The 22,568-nt window shown below is 56.9% G+C and carries 22 protein-coding genes; 14 read left to right on the top strand and 8 right to left on the bottom strand.

The genetic code is table 11. The annotated features are described in order from the left end of the window. Positions 1 to 2: 2 nt before the first annotated feature. The 3 genes from KGD89_RS20830 to KGD89_RS20820 all read left to right on the top strand — a co-directional run bounded on the left by KGD89_RS20830 (position 3) and on the right by KGD89_RS20820 (position 2,546). Positions 3 to 701: a hypothetical protein gene (locus KGD89_RS20830; RefSeq protein WP_025261697.1), complete on the top strand. Its 699-nt coding sequence runs from the start codon at positions 3 to 5 to the stop codon at positions 699 to 701. A gap of 224 nt (positions 702 to 925) precedes the next feature. Further along, positions 926 to 1,624: a hypothetical protein gene (locus KGD89_RS20825; protein ID WP_051427748.1), complete on the top strand. Its 699-nt coding sequence runs from the start codon at positions 926 to 928 to the stop codon at positions 1,622 to 1,624. 223 nt (positions 1,625 to 1,847) lie between these two features. Beyond that, on the top strand, positions 1,848 to 2,546 hold the full coding sequence (locus tag KGD89_RS20820; RefSeq protein WP_051427747.1) for a hypothetical protein: 699 nt from the start codon (positions 1,848 to 1,850) through the stop codon (positions 2,544 to 2,546). Positions 2,547 to 2,579: 33 nt separating this feature from the next. Here the strand turns inward: KGD89_RS20820 and KGD89_RS20815 are convergent, their stop codons facing one another. Both KGD89_RS20815 and KGD89_RS20810 read right to left on the bottom strand, forming a co-directional pair. Further along, positions 2,580 to 4,133: an AmpG family muropeptide MFS transporter gene (locus KGD89_RS20815; protein ID WP_025261694.1), complete on the bottom strand. Its 1,554-nt coding sequence runs from the start codon at positions 4,131 to 4,133 to the stop codon at positions 2,580 to 2,582. 54 nt (positions 4,134 to 4,187) lie between these two features. After that, the gene (locus tag KGD89_RS20810) at positions 4,188 to 4,568 is read right to left on the bottom strand and encodes an MGMT family protein (RefSeq protein WP_051427746.1); all 381 of its coding nucleotides are present in this window, start codon (positions 4,566 to 4,568) and stop codon (positions 4,188 to 4,190) included. Positions 4,569 to 4,686: 118 nt separating this feature from the next. Here KGD89_RS20810 and KGD89_RS20805 point away from each other — a divergent pair, with 118 nt between their 5' ends. Then, complete coding sequence (locus KGD89_RS20805; RefSeq protein ID WP_025261692.1) at positions 4,687 to 5,694, top strand: DUF481 domain-containing protein; 1,008 nt, start codon at positions 4,687 to 4,689, stop codon at positions 5,692 to 5,694. A gap of 54 nt (positions 5,695 to 5,748) precedes the next feature. Here the strand turns inward: KGD89_RS20805 and KGD89_RS20800 are convergent, their stop codons facing one another. Continuing rightward, the gene (locus KGD89_RS20800) at positions 5,749 to 6,507 is read right to left on the bottom strand and encodes an SDR family oxidoreductase (RefSeq protein WP_025261691.1); all 759 of its coding nucleotides are present in this window, start codon (positions 6,505 to 6,507) and stop codon (positions 5,749 to 5,751) included. A gap of 125 nt (positions 6,508 to 6,632) precedes the next feature. Between KGD89_RS20800 and KGD89_RS20795 the strand changes: the two genes are divergently transcribed. The 5 genes from KGD89_RS20795 to uvsE all read left to right on the top strand — a co-directional run bounded on the left by KGD89_RS20795 (position 6,633) and on the right by uvsE (position 11,350). Further along, complete coding sequence (locus tag KGD89_RS20795) at positions 6,633 to 7,364, top strand: HugZ family pyridoxamine 5'-phosphate oxidase (RefSeq protein ID WP_025261690.1); 732 nt, start codon at positions 6,633 to 6,635, stop codon at positions 7,362 to 7,364. A 67-nt stretch (positions 7,365 to 7,431) separates the two neighbouring features. Further along, positions 7,432 to 7,923: an FxsA family protein gene (locus KGD89_RS20790; RefSeq protein WP_025261689.1), complete on the top strand. Its 492-nt coding sequence runs from the start codon at positions 7,432 to 7,434 to the stop codon at positions 7,921 to 7,923. A 254-nt stretch (positions 7,924 to 8,177) separates the two neighbouring features. Beyond that, on the top strand, positions 8,178 to 8,471 hold the full coding sequence (locus KGD89_RS20785) for a co-chaperone GroES (protein WP_004881479.1): 294 nt from the start codon (positions 8,178 to 8,180) through the stop codon (positions 8,469 to 8,471). A gap of 48 nt (positions 8,472 to 8,519) precedes the next feature. Beyond that, positions 8,520 to 10,163 carry a chaperonin GroEL gene (gene groL / locus KGD89_RS20780; RefSeq protein WP_025261688.1) on the top strand — a complete coding sequence of 548 codons (1,644 nt, stop codon included), beginning with the start codon at positions 8,520 to 8,522 and terminating at the stop codon, positions 10,161 to 10,163. Between the two features lie 167 nt (positions 10,164 to 10,330). After that, the gene (uvsE, locus tag KGD89_RS20775; protein WP_025261687.1) at positions 10,331 to 11,350 is read left to right on the top strand and encodes a UV DNA damage repair endonuclease UvsE; all 1,020 of its coding nucleotides are present in this window, start codon (positions 10,331 to 10,333) and stop codon (positions 11,348 to 11,350) included. Here the strand turns inward: uvsE and KGD89_RS20770 are convergent. Further along, a complete protein-coding gene (locus KGD89_RS20770) occupies positions 11,347 to 12,087 on the bottom strand; it encodes a phosphatase PAP2 family protein (RefSeq protein ID WP_025261686.1) in 741 nt (246 codons plus the stop codon). The genes uvsE and KGD89_RS20770 overlap by 4 nt on opposite strands. 161 nt (positions 12,088 to 12,248) lie before the next feature. Here KGD89_RS20770 and colR point away from each other — a divergent pair, with 161 nt between their 5' ends. From colR to KGD89_RS20745, 5 genes are all read left to right on the top strand, one after another. Beyond that, entirely contained in the window at positions 12,249 to 12,932 is a 684-nt protein-coding gene (colR, locus tag KGD89_RS20765; RefSeq protein ID WP_025261685.1) for a two-component system response regulator ColR, read from the top strand. Continuing rightward, on the top strand, positions 12,922 to 14,208 hold the full coding sequence (locus KGD89_RS20760) for a sensor histidine kinase (protein WP_025261684.1): 1,287 nt from the start codon (positions 12,922 to 12,924) through the stop codon (positions 14,206 to 14,208). The genes colR and KGD89_RS20760 overlap by 11 nt, the downstream gene beginning before the upstream one ends. A gap of 132 nt (positions 14,209 to 14,340) precedes the next feature. After that, the gene (locus tag KGD89_RS20755) at positions 14,341 to 15,021 is read left to right on the top strand and encodes a class I SAM-dependent methyltransferase (RefSeq protein ID WP_025261683.1); all 681 of its coding nucleotides are present in this window, start codon (positions 14,341 to 14,343) and stop codon (positions 15,019 to 15,021) included. 6 nt (positions 15,022 to 15,027) lie between these two features. Beyond that, on the top strand, positions 15,028 to 15,750 hold the full coding sequence (locus KGD89_RS20750; protein WP_025261682.1) for a lipopolysaccharide kinase InaA family protein: 723 nt from the start codon (positions 15,028 to 15,030) through the stop codon (positions 15,748 to 15,750). Next, a complete protein-coding gene (locus KGD89_RS20745) occupies positions 15,750 to 15,977 on the top strand; it encodes a hypothetical protein (RefSeq protein WP_025261681.1) in 228 nt (75 codons plus the stop codon). The genes KGD89_RS20750 and KGD89_RS20745 overlap by 1 nt, the downstream gene beginning before the upstream one ends. 53 nt (positions 15,978 to 16,030) lie before the next feature. On the opposite strand, the gene KGD89_RS20740 is transcribed toward KGD89_RS20745, so the two are convergent. From KGD89_RS20740 to KGD89_RS20725, 4 genes are all read right to left on the bottom strand, one after another. After that, positions 16,031 to 19,087, bottom strand: a complete 3,057-nt coding sequence (locus KGD89_RS20740; protein ID WP_025261680.1) for a multidrug efflux RND transporter permease subunit — start codon at positions 19,085 to 19,087, stop codon at positions 16,031 to 16,033. Between the two features lie 14 nt (positions 19,088 to 19,101). After that, the gene (locus KGD89_RS20735) at positions 19,102 to 20,253 is read right to left on the bottom strand and encodes an efflux RND transporter periplasmic adaptor subunit (protein ID WP_025261679.1); all 1,152 of its coding nucleotides are present in this window, start codon (positions 20,251 to 20,253) and stop codon (positions 19,102 to 19,104) included. Positions 20,254 to 20,383: 130 nt separating this feature from the next. Then, the gene (locus tag KGD89_RS20730; RefSeq protein ID WP_025261678.1) at positions 20,384 to 21,481 is read right to left on the bottom strand and encodes a DUF1513 domain-containing protein; all 1,098 of its coding nucleotides are present in this window, start codon (positions 21,479 to 21,481) and stop codon (positions 20,384 to 20,386) included. 17 nt (positions 21,482 to 21,498) lie between these two features. After that, complete coding sequence (locus tag KGD89_RS20725; protein ID WP_025261677.1) at positions 21,499 to 22,563, bottom strand: imelysin family protein; 1,065 nt, start codon at positions 22,561 to 22,563, stop codon at positions 21,499 to 21,501. Positions 22,564 to 22,568 lie beyond the last annotated feature (5 nt).

Below are 22,568 nucleotides of genomic sequence, written 5' to 3'. Positions count from 1 at the left end.
CTATGACTCATATAGCAGCCAGCAGCACAAAGCAGAACGAAACTTTCAGCAACGATACAGCTGTAATGATATGGAGCATAAAAACAATCGAGTGTTCTCCAAAGGAGCTAAAAAAAGCTTATCTTGCTGTAGTAACGGCCTGTCTTCTCCCTTTTCTTTATTGTCTATGGTTGTTGTGGGATGATTTGCCGGAAGCTCTGGGCATGCTTATAGCGTTCGGCTGCGCACCTGTAGTATTCGGGACTTATTTGATTGTGTTCGCAGTCAGGCAGAAGGCTATGTTCAACTACCACATCACACTCCATGGAGGCTCTGTCGAGTACTACGACTACTATCCAAATTTTGCAGGCCCCTTCTTCAAAGGCATCGCCATTTTCACCATCCTGCTATTTCTCGGCGTCGCCCTCGTCACAGGCTCCCTGCTCTTTCTGGTCGGCCCCGCCGCCATTTCAATCGGGGCCGCACGCTCTTTGCTGAATTGGGAGAATAAAATCCATCATCGGGAAACTCGTCCATGGGATACCCACAACTTCGTCACGATTGATCGAAAGCGCTCCATCATCGTTATTCATTGCACCGACATCACTACAGGGTTTGTCGCCCGCTTCCCCAACAAAGACCTGTTCGAGCAATACCTGCAGTTCCTGCACTCGGTCCTGCCACCCACGGCCGAGTTCATGGAGAAAGACTGGGAGTGGTGAAAAACCCGGTGCTTGATGCAACGAGCTACTTGCAGGAGGCAGCTTGCTGGCGAAAAAGGCCTGAAAACCGACAGATATTCTGTGTCTCTACGCTGAAGTTGCCAGGCTGCCTCCCACACATTGAGTTATGACCTTAACTGTTCGGCATCAGCCTTACAGGGCGCGCTCGTTCACTTCGTGCTGTTTACAGGTCATGAAGCACTCTTCTGGAATAAGAGATTATTATGAATAACATAGCAGCCTGCAGTACAGCGCAGAACAAAATTTTCAGCAGCGATTCGACTGTAATGGCGTGGAGTATAAAAACAATTGATTGCCCTCCAAAGGAATTAATTAAATTTCAGCTTATCATTATAGGCTCAAGCCTTGCGCTTTTTCTTTATTGCCTATGGATGATGTGGGATACGCTCCCTGAGGATGTGGAGTTACTTATAGGGTTCGGTTGTGCGGCAGTGGTGTCCGCGACTTATATGATTATGCTTGTCGCCAGAAAAAAGACCATATTCAATTACCATATAGATATCCAGGCAGGCTCTGTCGAGTACTACGACTACTATCCAAATTTTGCAGGTCCCTTCTTCAAGGGCATCGCCATCTTTACCATCCTGCTATTTCTCGGTGTTGCCCTTGTCACAGGCTCTCTGCTATTTCTGCTTGGCCCAGCCGCCATTTCACTTGGGGCAGCACGCTCTTTACTGAACTGGGAGAATAAAATCAATAATGAACAAAGCTTGCCCTGGAACGAGTACAACTTTGTCACGGTGGATCGCAAACGCTCCATGATCATCACTCACCGAACTGATATCACGGTGGGGTTTGAATTTCGCTTTCCCAACAAAGAGTTATTCGAGCAATTCCTGCAGTTCCTGCACTCGGTCCTGCCACCCACGGCCGAGTTCATGGAGAAAGACTGGGAGTGGTAAAAGCCCGGTGCTTGATGCAATGAGCTACTTGCAGGAGGCAGCTTGCTGGCGAAAAAGGCCTGAAAACTGACAGATATTCTGTGTCTGTACGCTGAAGTCGCCAGGCTGCCTCCCACACATTGAGTTATGACCTTAACTGTTCGGCATCAGCCTTACAGGGCGCGCTCGTTCACTTCGCGCTGTTTACAGGTCATGAAGCGCTCTTCTGGAATAAGAGATTATTATGAATAACATAGCAGCCTGCAGTACAGCGCAGAACAAAATTTTCAGCAGCGATTCGACTGTAATGGCGTGGAGTATAAAAACAATTGATTGCCCTCCAAAGGAATTAATTAAATTTCAGCTTATCATTATAGGCTCAAGCCTTGCGCTTTTTCTTTATTGCCTATGGATGATGTGGGATACGCTCCCTGAGGATGTGGAGTTACTTATAGGGTTCGGTTGTGCGGCAGTGGTGTCCGCGACTTATATGATTATGCTTGTCGCCAGAAAAAAGACCATATTCAATTACCATATAGATATCCAGGCAGGCTCTGTCGAGTACTACGACTACTATCCAAATTTTGCAGGTCCCTTCTTCAAGGGCATCGCCATCTTTACCATCCTGCTATTTCTCGGTGTCGCCCTTGTCACAGGCTCTCTGCTATTTCTGCTTGGCCCAGCCGCCATTTCACTCGGGGCAGCACGCTCTTTGCTGAATTGGAAGAACCCGATCCATCATCGGGAAACTCGTCCATGGGATACCCACAACTTCGTCACGATTGATCGAAAGCGCTCCATCATCGTTATTCATTGCACCGACATCACTACAGGGTTTGTCGCCCGCTTCCCCAACAAGGACCTGTTCGAGCAGTACCTGCAACTCCTGCACTCGGTCCTGCCACCCACGGCCGAGTTCATGGAGAAAGACTGGGAGTGGTAAAAAGCCCGGTGCTTGATGCACCGGGCATTTTGATTAATGCGCTTTGTCAGCCACGGTCTTGTCGGGCTCATCCTGTTTGTCTGCGGTACGAATTTCCTTGCTCCACTGCAAAATGATCATCAGCAAGGTCGGCACGCCCAGCAGCGCGGTAATGAGGAAGAAGTTGTGGTAGCCGAATTTCTCCACCATGACCCCTGAATAACCGCCGATCAAGCGTGGCAACAGCAGCATGATCGAGCTGAGCAGGGCGTATTGGGTGGCAGAGAACTTGAGGTTGGTCAGGCTCGACAGATAGGCGACGAAGGCGGATGTGGCCAGCCCGGAACTCAGGTTATCCAGGGAAATGGTCAGCACCAGCATCTTCAGGTTCGGCCCCATGTCGGCCAGCAGCAGGAACAGGATATTGGTCGCTGCCGAGCTCATGCCGCCGATGAACAGGATCGGCATGATGCCGAAGCGTACGATCAACAGACCGCCAACGCCCGCGCCCAGCAGCGTCATGATCAGGCCAAAGATCTTGCTGACACTGGCAATCTGGTCCTTGGTAAAGCCCTGATCGATGTAGAACACGTTGGCCATCACGCCCATCACCGTGTCTGACATGCGATAGGTCGCGATCAGGCCCAGCAGGATAAAGGCCTGCCAGCGGTAGCGCATGATGAAGTCGTTGACGGGCGTCAGCACGGGAGCGAGGCCGCGTCGCCCCATGGAGGACAGGCAGGCTATGGTGAGCACGATATACAGAATGGAGCGCAGGAAGGCCCGGTCTTCCAGCAGCAGGCTCATCCAGCTGCTGCCCTCGAACAGAACACTCGCGAAGTCTGTGTTGTAGAGCTGGGTGAACATCGCTGGCACTGAAACCAGCAGCACAATGAGTACGAATACGGAGGCCAGTTGGTGCACAAAACCATAGCGAGCCGCTGACAACTGGGTGCGTAACGGTACTGGCGGTTCACGCATGATGAACGTGGTAACCAGCGCTGGCAGCATCAACAGCCCGAACAGCACATACGTGCCGGTCCATGCCGAGTGCTTGTAAGAGAAGCCCGTCGAGCCAAAACCTTCGGCGAAATACAACGCCCCGGCTGTGGACAGCAGCGCCGCGACCCGATAACCGGACATGTAGCTGGCAGCAAGGGCCGCCTGCTGGGTGTCCTGGGCAATTTCCAGGCGGTAGGCATCGATGGCGATATCCTGCGTCGCAGAGGAAAAGGCCACCACTACCGCAATGGCGATCAACCACGATAGATGCTGCTGCGGGTCGCAAAAGCCCATGCCGATCAGGCCGAGCATCACCAGTGCCTGTGAGAGGACCAGCCAGGAGCGTCTACGCCCCAGTTTTCCGAGCAGTGGCAGACGCCATTGGTCGAGCAGGGGCGACCAGACCCATTTGAAGGCGTAGGCCAGGCCAATGAGGCTGGCATAACCAATGGTCTCGCGAGCGACACCGGCTTCACGCAACCAGACCGACAGCGTTGAGAAGACCAGCATGTAAGGCATGCCCGCGGCGAATCCAAGCAGCAACAGTACTAATGTCGAGGGGCTGGCATAAGCGGCGAGCGCGGCGCGCCAGGTTTTACGGGGCATGGGCTGGAAACTGCCTCAGGTTGCGAAAACAAAGGGCGCACTCTAACCGCTGTGCTACATGGGACGCCAGCCATGGCGCTGCATATCGACCCGATTGTTACGGATGGTAAGGCCTTCTGCACGCAAGCGGGCACGCTGTTCGTCACCTGAAATGCTTCCTGCCGGCAGACTGAGCCTGCCGCCGGCCCCCAATACCCGATGCCAGGGCAGCGAAGTGCCTTCGGGCAACTGGCTCAAGGTTCGCCCGACCCAGCGCGCGGCTCTTCCAAGCCCTGCCAGATCGGCCAATTGCCCATAGCTGACAACTTTGCCTTCCGGTATCTGCTCAAGTGTGAGGTAGAGCGCTGTGCGTCGGGCCTCTGCGGGGGAAAGCCCGCCAGGATCGTCATGTTCTGACGCGGGGTGGGTCACGGTTTTATTCCTGTTTAAAGGCATGTATGTGTTTTGTTACCGGAACTACGGAAAGATCCTACTGTCATTGATACCTGACGTTATCCAGCAGGCTGGCAGGATAATGCCCGATTTTCCGCTTAACAGAGCCTAGTAGTCGCTTATGTTGTCCAGAACCCTGTTGTGCCTTGCAATAACCACTGCCTCCACTCCACTGCTTGCCGATACCGTCTGGTTGAAGAACGGTGACCGGTTGAGCGGCACGATCAAGCTGTTCGATGGCGGTAAATTGCTCATTGAGACGCCATATGGTGGTTCTGTGCCTCTGGACTGGAAGCAGGTCAAGACCCTTGAAAGTGACCAGCCATTGCTGGTCAAGCAGGATCAGTTCACCGGCGAGGTTGCCAAATCCTTGAAGGCTGCCGATGACGGCAAGGTCGTGCTGGTCAATGGCGAGACTCCGAAGACAGTGGAACTGGCCAGCATTCAGCAGCTCATCAAGCCCAAACCGGTCATCACCGACATGGTCTGGAAGGGCAATATCGATGCAGCCCTGGATTTCCAGCAGGCCGAGAACGATACCAACGACTACAACGTGGCGTTCAAGACCTCGGCGCGCCATGGTCAGTGGCGTCATAACGCCAAGGGCGACTACAACCGCGAGACGACGGACGATGCCGTCGGCACCGATAACTGGAGTGCCGAATACTCCCTGGACCGCTTCCTGACCGACAAGCTGTTCTGGGATGCGCGCATCACCTACAAGCGCGACAAGATCGAAGACCTGTCCCGTCAGCGCACGGTCGGTACCGGTCCTGGTTATCAGTTCTGGGATGACGAACTGGGTGCATTCAAGGTCGGGGCTCTGCTCAACCGCACCGACTTCGAGTTCTCCAACGGTGACAAGGAGAACTTCTACGCGGTTGCCGGTACCTGGGACTACAACCGTTATCTGGTCGGCAAGAAATTCGAGTTCTTCACAAACGGTGAAGTGGGCAAGCCTCTGAGCGGCGTGGCCGACTACTCGATGGATGTCGAAGCAGGGCTGCGCTACAAGGTCACTGACTGGGCATCGTTGAACCTCAAGGCCGAGAAAAACATCATCAGCGGTTCAGATAATGGCGATGTCGACAAGACTCGCTACACCGCAGGCTTTGGTGTGAGCTGGTAAAAACCGAAAGGCTTCCCCACGGCAATCGTCCAGCGATGCCGTGGGGAGTCCAGACTAGATCCGCATTGCCCCGTCAAGCTCCAGAATCCTGCCGCTGTAGTAATCGTTCTCCAGAATGTAAGCCACCGAATGCGCAATTTCGGCGGGCGTGCCCATGCGTTTGAGCGGGATGGCCGAAGTCATTTTCTCCAGCGCTTCGGGTTTCATGCTGGCGGTCATTTCGGTCTCGATAAAGCCCGGTGCAATGCCTGCGACCCTGATGCCGTAACGCGCCAGTTCCTTGGCCCAGGTCACGGTTGCTGCAGCCACGCCAGCTTTTGCGGCTGAATAGTTGGTTTGCCCGATATTGCCAGCGCGGGATATCGAAGAAATATTGATGATTACGCCCTGGCTCTTCTGCTCGACCATCTTGGCGGCCACTTCGCGGGTGCAGAGAAAGACGCCGGTCAGGTTGACGTCAATGACGGCCTGCCATTGCGCGAGGCTCAGTTTGGTGATTTCACCATCCTTGACCTTGAGCAACAAACCATCGCGCAGGATGCCGGCATTATTGATCAGGCCGTGAATAGCGCCGAAGTCTTCGGCTATTTTTGCAATCGTGTCCGTGACCTGTTCTTCACTGGCAACGTTGGCCAGATAGGCATGTGCTTCTACGCCCAGTGCCTTGCAGGCTGCGACGGTCTGGTCGAGCTTTTCCTGGTTCAGGTCCACCAGCGCCAGATTGACGCCCTTGGTCGCCAGATACTCGGCCATTGCACGACCCAGCCCCTGGCCGCCACCCGTAATAATAATTAACTTGTTTTTCAATTCCATGTGCGTGCCCAATCTGTAAGCCAATGCCGTGGCACCGGTGATCGCTGATGCCATTCGCAACAAGTTATAAGCTGTTTCAGAGCGTTCGTCTTTAACTCGGCGAAAACGTTATAAGGAGCCACACGATGAGCGCGAAAGCCTCTAAAAATGCCCGGGAGTTATTGCTCAAAGAGTATCGCTCTGTGCTATCCACGCATTCCAGGTCCATGCCCGGCTTTCCGTTCGGTTCGGCGGTGCCTTACTGCCTCGATGAGCAGGGCAGGCCGTTGATTCTGATAAGCCGGATTACCCAGCACACCCACAACCTGACCCTGGACCCCAAGTGTTCCTTGCTGGTGGGCGAGCGCGAAGCCGATGACGTGCAGGCCGTCGGGCGTATCACGGTGCTGGCTGAGGCCGTGAAGTTGAGCGACCCGCAAGCCATCGAAGCGGCCGCCCAGCGTTATTACCGCTATTTCCCAGAGTCGCAGAGTTATCACAGCGCCCATGATTTCGATTTCTGGGTGCTGACTCCGGTGCGCTATCGCTACATTGGCGGTTTTGGCGCCATTCACTGGCTCGATGACGTTGCTCTGGCCAACCCGTTCGCCGGGGAAGTCGAAACCCGCATGGTCGAGCACATGAATGACGACCACGCCAATGCCATTGCGCATTACGTGGCACTGTCCGGCCTGCCGCAGACCGAGCCTGCGCAGATGGTCGGTCTCGACAGTGAAGGCATGCACCTGAGGATCGGCCGTGGCATCCACTGGCTGGCATTCGGTGAGCCTTGCAATACGCCGACACAAGTGCGCGAAGCCTTGGTTCATTTGGCTCGCGTGCAAAAATGGCCTTCATCTGAAGAGCAAAAAGCTTGAATTAACGATCTTCTGACATCACATACGGTCTACTTGGAAGGCATTCTTCCTTAGAGGAACTGATTTGATGCGCGTTTTTCTGCTGCTCTTTTTGCTTTTTCCGGTGCTGGAGCTGTTCGTTCTGGTTCGGGTCGGTATGTCCATCGGCTTCCTGTGGACCTTCCTTCTTGTGCTGAGTACTTCGGTGCTCGGCCTGTTCGTGATGCGTGTGGCCGGTCTGGCCACCGCGTTGCGTGCCCGTGAAAGCCTGTCGCGTGGCGAGCTTCCCGCGCAGCAGATGCTGGAAGGGTTGACGATTGCGGTCGGTGGCGGGCTGCTTCTGCTGCCCGGTTTCATCAGCGACATCCTGGGTGTGATCTGCCTTCTGCCGTTCACTCGCCGCCTGCTGGCCGGCAAGCTTCGCCAGCGTGCCGAAGCTCAGGCCACGCGGCAGCGTGCGTTCTCCGAGGATCTTCACCAGGCCAGTCAGGGGCCGGCAAGCAGCCGTCCTGGCGCGATTCATCAGCCTACCCGCGAACCCGATGTCATCGAAGGTGAATTCGAGCATCGCGACAAGTAATCGGCATGACTCGTCTGCACGGCACCTTCGGGTGCCGTGTTCGTTTCAAGTGCCTGTCTGTGCGAAAAAAAATCCTGGCCAAGACTTGTAATCACCTTGCTCGCCCTTATGTATGGGTCACCGCAAGGTTTCTGGCCCATTTGCCAGACCGTATTCTGCGGTTCGCTCGCCGAACCGTAACCGGCAAGACCGGATTTTTAACCCCCGCCGGTGTGTTCACCGGGCGCTCTAAAACCATAATCAGGAGATCGACAATGAAGCTTCGTCCTCTGCATGACCGCGTCGTAATCCGTCGCAGCGAAGAAGAAACGAAAACTGCCGGCGGTATCGTGCTGCCAGGTTCGGCTGCTGAAAAGCCTAACCGTGGCGAGATCGTCGCTGTAGGTACCGGCCGTGTGCTGGATAACGGTGAAGTACGTGCGCTGGCCGTGAAAGTGGGTGACAAAGTAGTGTTTGGCCCTTACTCCGGTAGCAACACTGTGAAAGTAGACGGCGAAGACCTGCTGGTGATGAGCGAGAACGAAATCCTCGCTGTCATCGAAGGCTGAGAAAACCGCTGATTTCCGTCACTACAAAGTATCGAAGGAATAAAGATCATGGCTGCTAAAGAAGTTAAATTCGGCGACGCTGGCCGTAAGAAAATGCTCGCTGGTGTAAACGTCCTGGCTGACGCAGTAAAAGCGACCCTGGGCCCGAAAGGCCGTAACGTCATCATCGAGAAGAGCTTCGGTGCTCCTCTGATCACTAAAGACGGTGTTTCGGTTGCCAAGGAAATCGAACTGAAAGACCGTTTTGAAAACATGGGCGCGCAACTGGTCAAAGACGTTGCTTCCCGTGCCAACGACGACGCTGGTGACGGTACTACCACCGCTACCGTTCTGGCTCAGGCTATCGTCAACGAAGGCCTGAAAGCCGTCGCTGCCGGCATGAACCCGATGGACCTCAAGCGCGGTATCGACAAGGCGACCATCGCCATCGTTGCCGAGCTGAAGAAGCTGTCCAAGCCATGCACCGACACCAAGGCTATCGCTCAGGTTGGCACCATCTCCGCCAACTCCGATAACTCCATCGGCGACATCATTGCCGAAGCCATGGAAAAAGTGACCAAAGACGGCGTTATCACCGTTGAAGAAGGTTCGGGTCTGGAAAACGAACTGTCGGTCGTAGAAGGCATGCAGTTCGACCGTGGCTACCTGTCCCCGTACTTCATCAACAAGCCGGACACCATGGTTGCCGAGCTGGACAGCCCGCTGATCCTGCTGGTCGACAAGAAGATCTCCAACATTCGCGAAATGCTGCCGGTTCTGGAAGCAGTCGCAAAAGCTGGCCGTCCTCTGCTGATCGTTGCCGAAGACGTTGAAGGCGAAGCCCTGGCGACTCTGGTTGTGAACAACATGCGCGGTATCGTGAAAGTTGCAGCCGTCAAGGCTCCAGGTTTCGGCGACCGTCGCAAGGCAATGCTGCAGGACATCGCTGTCCTGACTGGCGGTACCGTCATCTCCGAAGAGATCGGCCTGAGCCTGGAAAGCACTACCCTGGAACACCTGGGTAATGCCAAGCGCGTTGTTCTGAACAAAGAAAACACCACCATCATCGACGGCTCCGGCGTCAAGACCGATATCGACTCGCGCATCGCTCAGATCCGCCAGCAAATCGGTGACACCAGCTCCGACTACGACAAGGAAAAACTGCAAGAGCGTCTGGCCAAGCTGTCTGGCGGCGTTGCAGTGATCAAGGTCGGCGCCGGTTCCGAAGTTGAAATGAAAGAGAAGAAAGCCCGCGTTGAAGACGCCCTGCACGCTACCCGTGCAGCCGTTGAAGAAGGCGTGGTACCTGGCGGTGGCGTTGCTCTGGTTCGTTCCCTGCAGGCAATCGCTGACCTGAAAGGCGACAACGCCGATCAGAACGTCGGTATCGCTCTGCTGCGTCGCGCTGTAGAAGCTCCACTGCGCCAGATCGTTGCCAACTCCGGTGACGAGCCAAGCGTTGTTGTCGACAAGGTCAAGCAGGGTTCGGGTAACTTCGGTTACAACGCTGCTACCGGCGAATACGGCGACATGATCGACCTGGGCATCCTGGACCCGGCCAAAGTGACTCGCTCTGCTCTGCAGGCAGCGTCCTCCATCGCCAGCTTGATGATCACCACCGAAGCGATGATCGCTGACGTGGCTGAAGACAAGCCAGCGGCTGGCGGCATGCCAGACATGGGCGGCATGGGTGGCATGGGCGGCATGATGTAAGCGAGCCTCACCCCAAGCGACACCACGAAGAACCCTGCCTAGTGCAGGGTTCTTTGTTTTCGGGTTTCTGTCACGCGACTCGATACATCTAAAAAGCCAGTATGGATAGCGAACGCTTTTACCTGCCTGATAGTCTGAGCACCATTCATTCGGATTTCAGGATTGCCATGTCCACTGCCCGGATCGGTTTTGCATGCCAGTATCGCCACCCTCAACGCAATCTGTCGGCTGGTGAGCTGAAAACCATTGAGTCGGCCTTGAACCCGCGCACTACCACGTTGCGCTGGATGGAGAGCGTTTCCACCGAGGTTGCTCACGCCAAGCTGATAGAAATCATCGACCACAACCTCGAAGCCCAGTTGCGCTTGCTGGCTTATGTGGCGACCTTGCCTGACGCCCTGAAAATGTTGCGGCTGAGCAGTGATCTGCTGCCGTTCTACAGCCATCCGAAAGTCTGCGCGTTCTACCGCCAGCCGGACATTCAGTCGATCCTGATTAAAGGCTTTGCTGCCATTGGCGCTGCGGCGCGTGCTGCCGGAATCCGGTTGTCCATGCACCCGGGCCAATATTGTGTGCTGGGGTCCGACAAGCCTGAAGTGGTCGAGAACAGCCTGGCCGAATTCGAGTATCACGCCGACATGATCCGCATGATGGGATACGGGCGGCAGTTCCAGGATTTCAAATGCAACATCCACATTGCAGGTCGACTGGGTGCCGAGGGGATTCGCTCGATCTGGTCGCGTCTGTCGAAAGAAGCGCATAACTGCATCACGTTCGAGAACGACGAAAAGACTTACGGCGTGGACGACTGCATCGGGTTAGCCGATCTGGCGCCAGTGGTTCTGGATGTTCACCATTGCTGGATCCATGAGGATGACTACATATCTGCGCAGTCGCCTCGCGTCGAGCGCATCATCGAAAGCTGGCGTGGCGTGCGCCCGACCATGCATTACTCTCAGCCTCAGGAGCGTCTGCAGGAGCTGGGATTCAGCGCTGAGCAGAAGCTGGAAATGGACTCGCTGATGCAAGTCCTCTCCAAACGTGACCTCTATGGCCACAGCGACATGATGTGGAATCGCTGGACCAACGAATACGTGACCCTTTTTCTTGACCGCTTCGACGTCATGTTCGAGTCCAAGCACAAGAATGTGGCCACGCTGGATTACTACCACGAGTTCATGGTTTAGGGTTTCGCGAGCAGGCTGTGCTCTGTCTGCCCGCTTTTATCCGGTCTGTACAGAATGAAGTAATACGCGCCCAGGCAGATCAGCCAGCAGAACACCGCCGTCCAGACGTTGTGCGAGAAGAAGTGCGCGCCTTGCAGCATGCGGCCGATGGAAAAGATCGATCCCAGGCTCAAAGCCAGGACCAGTCCGGCTTTCGCCAGGCGTGGCTTGCGATCACGGAATATGAAGAACAGAGCGAACAGCGTAAATCCTGTCGCTGCATGACCGCCCGGCCAGCAGCGGCCCGGCTTGTCCGTTTCAGGGCGTGAAGCGAGCAGTTCGCTGTAGGTTTCCTTGCCGCCAAATTCCGTGAGGCTCCAGGGGCATTGCACTGAAGTGATGACCTTTACCGGTGTCACGAAGCCGGTCGAAAGCGCCATGGAAAGCACCAGACAACCCAGCTCTCGGCGCCATGGCATCAAGCGTCCGACCTTGAACGAGGCCGCGAAAATAAGCATTGAGACGACCGCCAGGCCAATGACGACCTGCTTGGCGCGGTCGTGCAGAATGTCTTCGAGAAAATGGCTGTGCCTGCCGATGAAGTCGCCCGCCTGTGGGTCATAAACCAGACGAGCGAGGCTCATGTCCAGGGTGGTCAGTTCCAGCAGCATGAGAACCAGGGCAGTTGCAAAGGGAATGCCCAGATAGATCCAGAGATTGAGCGGGCGAGAGTGTGGAAGGGTTGCGGGTGTCGACATGGCGAATCCAGTTCAATTGCAAAGGCCCCGACGGCTGTAACGGGGGACGCGGCAGTTTCTGCCACATAAAGTGAAAAAAACGTAAAGCCATGTGGTACTGGCCCTGAGGCTGACTTCGCCTTAAGCTGCGCCAGCCCAAATTGCATATGAGAGTGCCTACCATGCGAATTCTTCTGGTCGAAGATAACCGCGACATCCTGGCGAACCTTGCCGATTATCTGGGTATGAAAGGCTATACCGTCGACTGCGCGCAGGATGGCCTCTCTGGATTGCATCTGGCCGCGACCGAGCACTATGACCTGATCGTGCTCGACATCATGCTGCCCGGCATCGATGGCTATACCCTGTGCAAACGCCTGCGCGAAGATGCGCGGCGTGACACCCCTGTGATCATGCTCACTGCGCGGGATCAGCTGGATGACCGCTTGCAGGGCTTCCGCTCAGGTGCCGACGACTACCTGCTCAAACCTTTCGCGCTTTCCGAACTGGCGGCGCGTATCGAAGCGGTGCTGCGCCGTGCCCAGGGAGGAGGGCGGCGCACCCTGCAGGTCGCGGATCTGGTCTATGACCTCGATACGCTGGAAGTGACCCGTGATGGCCGCATGCTCAAGCTCAACCCGGTAGGCCTGAAACTTCTGGCGGTCCTGATGCAGAAGAGCCCTCATGTGCTGCGCCGCGAGGTACTTGAAGAAGCCCTGTGGGGCGACGACTGCCCGGACAGCGACAGCTTGCGCAGCCATGTGCATCAGTTGCGTCAGGTGATCGACAAACCTTTCCCCAAACCGCTGCTGCAAACCGTACATGGTGTCGGCTATCGTCTGGCCGAGGGCAAGGATGGAGTTTAAACAAAGCCTTGCCCAGCGGATCATCATCGCATTTGCCCTGATGAGTGCCCTGGTCGCTGGATCCTTCGCCGTGGGGATCATTTCCACGGTTCACCTGGTTGAGGAAAAACTGATTTCCGCAGGTCTTGGAGGGGATCTCAATCGTCTGATGCTGATGGACAGCGTCAGCGACTGGAGCCATCGCCCCAAGCCGGACCAACTGTTCTACTTCAGCAATGGCCCTGGGGATTTCGACCTGCCCAAGGACCTGCGCCATCTCGAGCCTGGTTTTCATGAGGTGTTTCGCGGTCCCTTGTCCTACCACGCCATGATCGAAGTGGTAGATGGCAGGCATTACGCCTTGCTGCAGGACCAGAGCGACTTTGAAGAGCGCGAGCGTATCCTGTTTGCCGTCGTGCTGGTGGGGTTCGTCATGGCTCTGGCGCTGGCCGTATTTCTGGGCTGGGTGCTGGCCCGTCGCGTCATGGCCCCTGTGGTGCGTCTGGCCCGTCAGGTTCGCCATCGTGACCAGCTATTGGGTCTGGCACCGCCATTGGCTCCCGACTATGCCGCCGACGAAGTCGGTGAGCTGGCCGTGGCTTTCGATGCGACCCTCGGTCGTCTCAGGCAGGCGCTGATACGGGAGCGGATGTTTACCAGCGATGTCAGCCATGAACTGCGCACGCCCTTGATGGTGCTTGCCAGCTCCTGTGAACTGCTGCTGGAAAACCCGGCCCTCGACCAGCGGGCCAGAAGACAGGTGGAGCGTATTGCCAGAGCCTGTGAAGAAATGCGCGACCTGGTGCAGACCTTCCTGATGCTGGCTCGCACCCAGCGCGAAGACCCGGCCATGACGCCACGTGCCACTCTTGGTGCTGTTGCCGAGCAACTGGTCGCCTTGTGGCGTGGACCGATCGAAGGCAAAGGCCTGCAACTGATCTACAACCCGCCAGAAACCGACCAGACCACCGATGTGCGCTACAACGCCACCTTCCTGCATGCGGTGATGGGCAATCTGCTGCGCAATGCGCTGCATTACACCGATCATGGCTTTATTACCCTGACTCTGTTGGCAGACGGTTTCATCGTGGAGGACAGCGGTGTCGGTATCCCCGAAGAAAAACGCGAAGCCATGTTCGAGCCTTTTGTGCGGGGCAATGAACAGCGCGGCGAAGGTCTTGGCCTGGGGCTTTCTCTGGTGCAGCGGATCTGTGCGAATCAGGGTTGGAGTGTGGGGCTTACGCCCATGGAGCCCAATGGCTGCCGGTTCAAGGTGAGCCTGGTGACCAAATCCTGATTGATAAATGCTGGTTGTAATATCTTGAAATGTTCTCTGGCCCCAGAGAACATTTTTTTCACATCGGCATGACTTGATGATGACAGGCTACTCATTAGGCTGGCCCCAACAAGAATCATGAGATGCCTCCCCATGAACAAGCGCATCGAGCTCAAGTTCTCGCGCAAGTACAACAAGGATCATGCACGGGAGTATCTGGAAAAACATCAGCACGGACTGTCACGCAGGCTGTCTCATTATCGCGATGAGCAACTGGCCAGAAAGGCCCTGCATCTGGCGGGAGACCCTGGGCTTGTGCTTGACCTGCCTTGTGGCGCCGGTCGTTTCTGGCCTTTGCTGGCCGAAAAGACCAACCGCTCGATCATCGGGGCCGACAATTCTGCCGACATGCTCAATACCGCTCTGGAGTCTCAGCCTGAGAATGTCGTGAAAAGGGTACAACCTTTGCAGACCTCTGCCTTTGCAATCGATCTGCCCGAAAACGCCGTGGACAGCATCTTCTGCATGCGGCTGCTGCACCATGTTGGGCAGGCCGAGCATAGAATGTCTCTATTGCGGGAGTTTCAGCGTGTCACTCGTGACAGTGTGATTGTTTCCTTGTGGGTTGATGGCAATTTTAAAGCCTGGAAACGCAAGCGCCTTGAGCTGCATCGACAGCGCAAAAGTGGGGCTGAAAGTTACCAGAATCGTTTCGTGTTACCGGTTGAAACTGTCGAAGCCGAGTTTGAGACGGCGGGTTTCCGGATTCAGGAACGCATGGATTTCTTACCGTTTTACGCCATGTGGCGAGTCTATTTACTGCGTAAAAGGTAGTCCGGGATGAATGTTCAGACTTTAGGTAAAGCGATGCGAGTCTCCAAAAAAGAGAGCCGCTTCGGCCACTTCTGGAACCTGCGCGGTGAATGGGTGGAAGAGCCCAATGTTCGTCGTGGTGGTGAAAGCGGTGTTCAGCGGATTTATGCTGGCGAAGGCCCGATGCTTTACAGCAAACGCCAGACAGGCCATACCTACCGCAGTTTGCTGTATCCGTTGGGTCGTCCGACAGTCCTGCGTGAGCGTGATGCAATCGAAGGCCTGCGGCAGGTCAACGTTGGTGTACCTGAAATAGTGTTCTGCGGCGCAGAGCGTGATCAGAACAATGAGTGGCGTGCCTTGCTGGTCACGGCCGCGCTGGACGGTTTCGAGGATCTCGACCAGTGGTATGCCAATGGTGGTCGCGAGCGTTGCGGCGAGTTGCTGCATGAGCGACTGCTCAAGGAAATAGGCACGACCCTGGCCCGGATGCACAGGGCGCGCTGGCAACACAGTTGCCTCTACAGCAAGCATGTATTCGTGCGTGTGAGCGGCGATGGCCAGCAGGCCGAAGTGGAAGTTGCGCTGCTGGACCTGGAAAAAGCCCGCCGTCGTTTCACCGCCCATGGTGCTGCCCAGCATGATATGAAACAGTTTCGACGCCATTCGTCATTCGAGACAGCAGACTGGCAAAAGCTCGTCTATTTTTACCATTCGGTGTTTGGCAGCACTATCAAGGGTTTGGAGTGATGAAACTTGAAATGGCTAGAGGTTTGTTTGTCGTAGGTGCGCTGGCAACGGCAACTGTCGCCGTGGCAGCCTGGGAGCAGCCTTCGACCAAGATTCTCAGTGTCCAGAGCGGTGAAGGGCACTGCCCGTTGCCGCGCGCATTGAAAAGCGTGGCAGCCGTAAAGCCGGATCATGATTTATTGCTATTGATGTACAGCCTGGCCCAGGGGGCCGGTCCAAAAGGTTGAAATGAATTTCAACTCCCCAGAGCCCCTTTACGGGGCTTTCCGCGTTTCAGCCTTTAATTTGCAGGCAGTGAGCGTGCAGCACCAACCGGTTTGTCCTTGGCCGCCAGCACCGTATACACGCAGGGCAGCACGAACAGGGTAAACAGGGTTCCCACCGACATGCCCGTGGCAATCACGACGCCTATATCGAAACGGCTGACGGCTCCTGCGCCTGTCGCGAGTATCAAGGGCACCATGCCGAATACCATGGCTGCCGTGGTCATCAGTACCGGGCGCAGACGAATCGCAGCAGCTTCCTCCACCGCTTCCCGTGCCGACAGTCCTTTATCGTGGCGTAGCTGATTGGCGAACTCGACGATCAGGATGCCGTGCTTGCTGATCAGGCCGATCAGCGTCACCAGCCCGACCTGAGTGTAGATATTCATGCTCGACAGCCCGAGAAACAGCGGGATCAGCGCCCCGCAGATCGACAGCGGCACCGTGACCAGAATCACCAGCGGGTCACGGAAGCTCTCGAACTGGGCTGCCAGCACCAGGAAGATGATCGCCAGTGCCAGGGCAAAGGTTACCCACAGGGCGCTGCCTTCCTGAACGTATTGGCGTGAAGCGCCTGCATAGTCATAAGCGAACCCGACAGGCGCTTCCTCGTTGGCGATCTGGCGAACCGTCTCGATGGCCTCACCCATGCTGACAATGGGAAAACCCTGGATGATTGCAGAGTTGAGCTGCTGGAACTGGTTGAGCTGACGAGGTCTGGCCCGGTCGCTGACCGTGATCAGCGTGGACAGTGCCAGCAGCTTGCCTTCGCTGTTCTTCACGTAATAGTTGTTCAGCCAGCCCGGATTATCCCGATACGCACGTTCGACCTGGGCTATGACCTTGTAACTGCGGCCTTCGATGGTGAAACGGTTGATTTCCGCCTCGGCCAGCAAGGTCGCCAGTGTGCCGCCCAGATCCTGCATGGACACGCCCATCTGGGCAGCCTTGGCCCGGTCGATATCGACGACAACTTCAGGCTTGTCGAACGCCAGATCGATATCCATGAATGCGAACTTTCCGGACTCCACGGCGCGTTTCTTTACCCGCTCGGCGACTTCCAGCAGCGCGGCATAATCGTTCGGGGTGTTGATGACGAACTGGAACGGCAGACCTTCACCGGTCCCCGGCAGCGATGGCAGGTTGAAACCGAAAATCTGCAGGCCCGGAATCTGCGCAAGTCGTGCCTGAACATCCGGCAGGATTTCCATCTGGGTACGGCTGCGCTCGTCCCATGGCTTGAGCAGGAATCCGCCTACGCCGGTCTGCACGCCATTGAAGCCGTTGATCTGGAACGAGGAGTAGTACTCGGGAAACTCCCGGAATATCTCCACGAACTCATCGGTATAGGCGTTGATGTAATCCAGGTTGGTGGGCTGGGGTGAGGTCGCCATCATGAAAATGATGCCCTGATCTTCGTCCGGTGCCAGGTTCGACTGGGTGAACTTGAGCAGCACCGGAATCAGGCACAGTACAATCAAGGCGAATACCAGCACCACCGGGCGAGTGTCGAGGGTGCCGTGCAACAGACGCCGGTAGCGTACTTTCAGACGCTCGAAAAGCTGGTCGAGCCTGTGGGCCAGACCGCTGGCGTTTTCATCGTGGCGCAGCAGCAAGGCACACATCATGGGCGACAGGGTCAGGGCCACAATGCCCGAAATCACGACCGCGCCGGCCAGGGTCAGGGCAAACTCCTTGAACAACGCACCGGTCAGCCCTTCCAGAAAGCCGATGGGTGCATAGACCGCCGCCAGAGTGATGGTCATCGATACCACCGGCATGGCGATTTCCCGGGCGCCTTCGATGGATGCGTCGAACGGCGTCTTGCCTTCTTCGATATGGCGATGAATGTTTTCCACCACCACAATCGCATCGTCCACCACCAGCCCGATGGCCAGCACCATTGCCAGCAAGGTCAGCAGGTTGATCGAGTAGCCCATCAGTTGCATGAAGAACAGCACGCCGATCATCGACAGCGGAATGGTGATAACCGGAATCAGTACCGAACGCAGTGCGCCCAGGAACAGGAACACAATCACCACGACGATCAGGACAGCTTCGATCAGGGTTTTCACGACTTCGTGAATCGAGGCCTGGATGAACAGCGTCGCGTCATAGGCGATGGACACCTTCAGGCTGGGCGGTAACTGGCTTTCCAGCTCCGGCATGATGCGCCGCACTTCCTTGATCACATCCAGCGGGTTGGAGCTTGGTGTGCCTTTGATGCCGATATAGACCGAAGGTATGCCATCGAACGAACTGACGGCGTTGTAGCTCTCTGCACCCATTTCCACCCGCGCCACATCCCCTAGCAGCACCCGGCTGTCGCCATCGGTCTTCAGTGGAATTGCGGCAAAGGCTTCGGCGGACTTGAGGTCGGTGGTGGCGTTGATGCTGGTGACCACGTATTCGCCCTTGACCTCACCGGCTGCCGACAGGAAGTTATAGCGGCGCACAGCATTGGTGACATCGGCTGCGGTCAGGCCGAATCCGGCCAGTTTTACCGGGTCAAGCCACAGGCGCATGGCGAAGACCTGATTGCCGAGGATTTCCGCTTCGGCCATGCCGGGCAAGGTGGCCAGCTTGGGCTGAATGACCCGTGACAGGTAATCGGTGATCTGCGGGTTGCTCAGTTCCGAGCTGTAGAAGCTGATGTACATCAGCGCCGAGGCGTTGGCGGCTTCCTTGCTCAATACCGGGTCTTCTGCATCCTGGGGCAGCTTGTTCTTGACCTCATTGGCCTTGGCCAGCAACTCGGTGAACAGGCGATCGCTGTCGGCGCCGATACGGGCATAGATCGTGATCACCGAAAAATTCTGGCGGCTGACCGAGGTCATGTAATCGATGCCTTCGGCGCTGGCCAGGCTCTGTTGCAGCGGCTGGGTAATGTAGCCCTGAATGGTTTCGGCATTGGCGCCGGGATACGCCGTGGTCACGGTGATCATGGCGTTTTCCATCTGCGGATACTGGCGGATGGTCAGCTTGCTGAACGCCTGGAAACCCAGCAGCACGATCAGCAGGCTGACCACAGTCGCCAGTACCGGGCGACGAATGAACGGATCTGTAAATGCCATGAGAAATTCCTTGATCAGTCAGCGCGTGGCTGGCTGTTCGGATCGGCCGACAAGGTCTTGTCGGCGCTGATGGCCACATGGGTTCCGTTATCGAGCTTGAGCTGTCCGCCACTGACAACCTGCTCGCCCGCCTTGAGCCCCTTGGTGATGATGACCTTCCCGGCACGGCGCTCACCGGTTTCGACGAAATGCCGTTCCACCGCCAGTTGTTGCTGGCCTTTGGCGTCTTTTTCCGGCTCGCCCTTGTCGTCTTTCTTCGGCACGACGACAAATACCGAGTTGCCATAAAGGGTGTAGGTAATCGCACTTTCCGGCACCACGATCTGGCTTGGGGCGCTGGGCAGCACAACCTGCAGATTGGCGAACATCCCGGGCAGCAGTCTGCTTTCAGGGTTGGGCAGGGTGGCGCGAATCAGCACGTTGCGGGTGGTGTCATCGACCTTGGGGTTGATGGCGCTGACCCGAGCTTCAAATGACTGGTCCGGATAGGCCGCGACACTGAGCCGGACAATCTGGTCGATGGCGATCTTAGGTAGCGCCTGCTCCGGCACGTAGAAGTCGACATAAAGACTGCTCAGGTCCTGCAGGGTGGCGATGACCGTTCCGCTGGCCAGATAGTCGCCCACATCCACCTGACGAATGCCGATGGTGCCGCTGAACGGCGCGAGGATCTGCTTCTTGGCCAGAGAGGCCTTGAGCTGGGCGACGGTCGCGCCGGCTTTTTTCAGTTGGGCGGCGAGCTTGTCGAAGTCCCCTCTGGAAATCGCCTGATCACCCACCAGCCTGCTGCCGCGACCGTGTTCAACCTGCGCCAGCCCCAAGTCTGCTTCGGCAGTGCCCAGCAGGCCCTTTTCGACATCGCTGTCCAGTTGCAGCAAGGGCTGACCCACCCTGACCTTTTGTCCTGACTCGAATTGCACGGCCTTTACCGTGCCGGCGATTTCCAGGCTCAGGTCGACGCCCTGCAAGGCCTTGAGGGTGCCGATGGCGGGTAGAAGGTTTTGCCACGGTTGTTCGCTGGCAGTGGCCACAGCCACGCTGACCGGTGGTTTTGGGGCGCTGAATTGCTGAATCTGCCGATAAATGGAGAGGGCCTTGTAGCCCGCGAGCAAAAGCACTACAAGCAGAACAAAGCCCAGCATGATCAGCATGCGCCGACGCACCATACTGCACTTCCTTTGGAGATATTTAACCTGAGAAGCAGGCTAGCTCCAGCGCCGGATATTGCAAACCGGCAGGGTGTAGGACATTTCTTTATTTATGGCTGTATGACCGGATTAGTGATGGGCGTACACATCACACCAGATGCAAGTGGTTATCCCAGAGCCCGGACGGCAGATCCAGAGGTTTAGCCACCAGTTCGGGCTGGCGGCAGTCGTAGAAGCGGCAGCGGCCCTGACCCGAGGTCACGACAAAACCGTCGGCAACCGCACCCACGCCTGCACAGTCGGGCAGAGGCGCGTCGAGTTTTACTGCACCGCTGTCCAGGTCCCAGATAAAGAACCGGTTGCCACGCGGGGCGGTCAGTGCAACCAGTCGCAGGTCGCTGTGCACCGCGACGCTGGCGGTGTAGTGACCCATCGCCCGCAATTGCTCTTCGGCCACGGGAAAGGCCTGGAAGGGCTGGCCTGGACGTTTTATCGCCAACAGTTCGGAGGACTCATGAGCATCGCCCATGAACTGCTGCCCGGAGACAATGGTGCCGTCGCTGGCAATGCCCATGTGGCGCACGCTGTTCATCTGTTGCCTGAGGGTTTCCTTGCTCAGCAGTGTGCCGTCGCGTTGCATCAGTACCAGGCTGGGCTCCATGGCATGCAGGTTCATCTCGACCCGGCTTTCTGCCTCGGTGCGAATGCCGCCATTGGCGACCACCAGGGTTTCGCCGTCCGGCATCCACGACACCTGATGTGGGCCGATACCATGAGTGGAAATCTCTGCCGAATGCACCAGTCGCTCATCGACAAAACGATAAACCCCCAGCAGGCCGCGACCCGGATCGGTGGTGTCGTTTTCCGTGGCGTACAGCCATTCGCCATCGCCATGAATCACGGCATGGCCGTAGAAGTGCCGGTTGGGCTGTGACGTGATGGTTTGCAGCAGGCGGCCATCGCGCAGGTCGATCAGGTAGCTTTCAGTGCCGGGCCTGCGGGCGATGAAGACCGCCAGCGGCAAGGATGGGTGATGGATGATGTCATGGCAACGCTGGGCGACCTGAGTTGCGAACACCTGCGTGCCGTCGAGCCGGTAACCTACTGCGTAATGCCTTGCGTCGCCATCGTCGCGAGCGGAAAGCAGCAGCGGGCTTTTGCCTTTTTGCCGAAACAGCGTCCAGCCGCCCAGCGTACAAGCGCTGAGCAACAGGCTGCCAAGTGCCAGAGCCTGGCGTCGCAACATCATCTACACCCTCTCGATCAATCGCCGTCGTTGGCGTTGAAGCCCAACTGAATACCCAAGGCCTTGGCCAGTTCGCCTTCATGCAGACGGTGAACCACGTTCAGGCTGTCGTAAAACCCATTGAGCTGCTGACGACCGGCTTCGCTGGCCAGCAAATCGGCCAGTGGCGGCTTGAGTTCCGACAGCAGTTTGCGGCTGGCAGCGTAGGCTGCGTCGATCTTGTCGGCCAGCGGTTTCTGCTCGGCGGGCAGCAGACCTCGCAGGCCCTTGTTATCCACGCCGGCCCAGACGGTCTGAGCGCTGATCAGGCTGGCTTCCAGGCTGCTGAGCGAGGACTTGCTGCGCCACGAATCTGCCTGGAACGGTTGCGGCTGGCCTTTGGTCTGGCGACCCAATGGCGTGCCCAGCTTTTTCTTCAAGCTGTCCAGTGCCGTGACCTGCACGCGCAGCACTTCGGCGATCGCTTCGTGGGAGTCGGCGTAGCGCGGGTTCGGGAACTTGCTCAGTTGCGCGAGCATGCCGTCGTTGCTGTTCCAGCGGCTGAGGATTTCCTCGGCCAGAATCTTCTGGCGCTCACCGATGGCCATCAGTAACGGGCAGTAGCGGGCTTTCTGTTCGGCGTTGGCCATGTCGATCTCGGCATCGAACAGAATGTATTCATACGCCGACAAGCCTTGAACCACGACGCTGGCCTTGGACAAGTCTTCGGCATTGATCTGTGGTTGTGCGTTGACCAGTTGCTCGACCTGACGTCCGACCAGATTCTTCTTGTCCGGCCAGAACTGCACCTGCCAGGCTCGGTTGCCTTCGGCCAGCGGCCCGATCAGCAAGGGCTGCAGCTCGGCCCAGGTTTTCTGTGCTTTCAGGAAGTCGGCGCGTGCGCTTTCCAGATCGGTCTTGCCCTGACAGAAAGCAATTGCACTGCTTGCCAGTTGGCGATCAGCTTCGACCCAGCGGCTGTAGGTCGGCAGGATCACCTGTTTGGCGATGGCGGCAGAGGTGATGGCTTGCGGGTCCGATGGTGCACAGGCGCCCAGAGCCAGGGCCGCGAGGCTGGTGAACAACAACTTGGGTCGGAACATGTGTC

The organism is Pseudomonas cichorii (assembly GCF_018343775.1).
Taxonomy (GTDB): domain Bacteria; phylum Pseudomonadota; class Gammaproteobacteria; order Pseudomonadales; family Pseudomonadaceae; genus Aquipseudomonas; species Aquipseudomonas cichorii.
The sequence above is the reverse complement of the archived record's forward strand: the minus strand, read 5'-3'. Positions and strand labels throughout refer to the sequence as shown.

What these genes read in the sequence shown, in the direction of transcription:
- KGD89_RS20830 (WP_025261697.1), top strand. Translation starts at nt 3, where the DNA reads ATGACTCATATAGCAGCCAGCAGCACAAAGCAGAACGAAACTTTCAGC.
- KGD89_RS20825 (WP_051427748.1), top strand. Translation starts at nt 926, where the DNA reads ATGAATAACATAGCAGCCTGCAGTACAGCGCAGAACAAAATTTTCAGC.
- KGD89_RS20820 (WP_051427747.1), top strand. Translation starts at nt 1,848, where the DNA reads ATGAATAACATAGCAGCCTGCAGTACAGCGCAGAACAAAATTTTCAGC.
- KGD89_RS20815 (WP_025261694.1), bottom strand. Translation starts at nt 4,133, where the DNA reads ATGCCCCGTAAAACCTGGCGCGCCGCGCTCGCCGCTTATGCCAGCCCC.
- KGD89_RS20810 (WP_051427746.1), bottom strand. Translation starts at nt 4,568, where the DNA reads ATGCCTTTAAACAGGAATAAAACCGTGACCCACCCCGCGTCAGAACAT.
- KGD89_RS20805 (WP_025261692.1), top strand. Translation starts at nt 4,687, where the DNA reads ATGTTGTCCAGAACCCTGTTGTGCCTTGCAATAACCACTGCCTCCACT.
- KGD89_RS20800 (WP_025261691.1), bottom strand. Translation starts at nt 6,507, where the DNA reads ATGGAATTGAAAAACAAGTTAATTATTATTACGGGTGGCGGCCAGGGG.
- KGD89_RS20795 (WP_025261690.1), top strand. Translation starts at nt 6,633, where the DNA reads ATGAGCGCGAAAGCCTCTAAAAATGCCCGGGAGTTATTGCTCAAAGAG.
- KGD89_RS20790 (WP_025261689.1), top strand. Translation starts at nt 7,432, where the DNA reads ATGCGCGTTTTTCTGCTGCTCTTTTTGCTTTTTCCGGTGCTGGAGCTG.
- KGD89_RS20785 (WP_004881479.1), top strand. Translation starts at nt 8,178, where the DNA reads ATGAAGCTTCGTCCTCTGCATGACCGCGTCGTAATCCGTCGCAGCGAA.
- groL (WP_025261688.1), top strand. Translation starts at nt 8,520, where the DNA reads ATGGCTGCTAAAGAAGTTAAATTCGGCGACGCTGGCCGTAAGAAAATG.
- uvsE (WP_025261687.1), top strand. Translation starts at nt 10,331, where the DNA reads ATGTCCACTGCCCGGATCGGTTTTGCATGCCAGTATCGCCACCCTCAA.
- KGD89_RS20770 (WP_025261686.1), bottom strand. Translation starts at nt 12,087, where the DNA reads ATGTCGACACCCGCAACCCTTCCACACTCTCGCCCGCTCAATCTCTGG.
- colR (WP_025261685.1), top strand. Translation starts at nt 12,249, where the DNA reads ATGCGAATTCTTCTGGTCGAAGATAACCGCGACATCCTGGCGAACCTT.
- KGD89_RS20760 (WP_025261684.1), top strand. Translation starts at nt 12,922, where the DNA reads ATGGAGTTTAAACAAAGCCTTGCCCAGCGGATCATCATCGCATTTGCC.
- KGD89_RS20755 (WP_025261683.1), top strand. Translation starts at nt 14,341, where the DNA reads ATGAACAAGCGCATCGAGCTCAAGTTCTCGCGCAAGTACAACAAGGAT.
- KGD89_RS20750 (WP_025261682.1), top strand. Translation starts at nt 15,028, where the DNA reads ATGAATGTTCAGACTTTAGGTAAAGCGATGCGAGTCTCCAAAAAAGAG.
- KGD89_RS20745 (WP_025261681.1), top strand. Translation starts at nt 15,750, where the DNA reads ATGAAACTTGAAATGGCTAGAGGTTTGTTTGTCGTAGGTGCGCTGGCA.
- KGD89_RS20740 (WP_025261680.1), bottom strand. Translation starts at nt 19,087, where the DNA reads ATGGCATTTACAGATCCGTTCATTCGTCGCCCGGTACTGGCGACTGTG.
- KGD89_RS20735 (WP_025261679.1), bottom strand. Translation starts at nt 20,253, where the DNA reads ATGGTGCGTCGGCGCATGCTGATCATGCTGGGCTTTGTTCTGCTTGTA.
- KGD89_RS20730 (WP_025261678.1), bottom strand. Translation starts at nt 21,481, where the DNA reads ATGTTGCGACGCCAGGCTCTGGCACTTGGCAGCCTGTTGCTCAGCGCT.
- KGD89_RS20725 (WP_025261677.1), bottom strand. Translation starts at nt 22,563, where the DNA reads ATGTTCCGACCCAAGTTGTTGTTCACCAGCCTCGCGGCCCTGGCTCTG.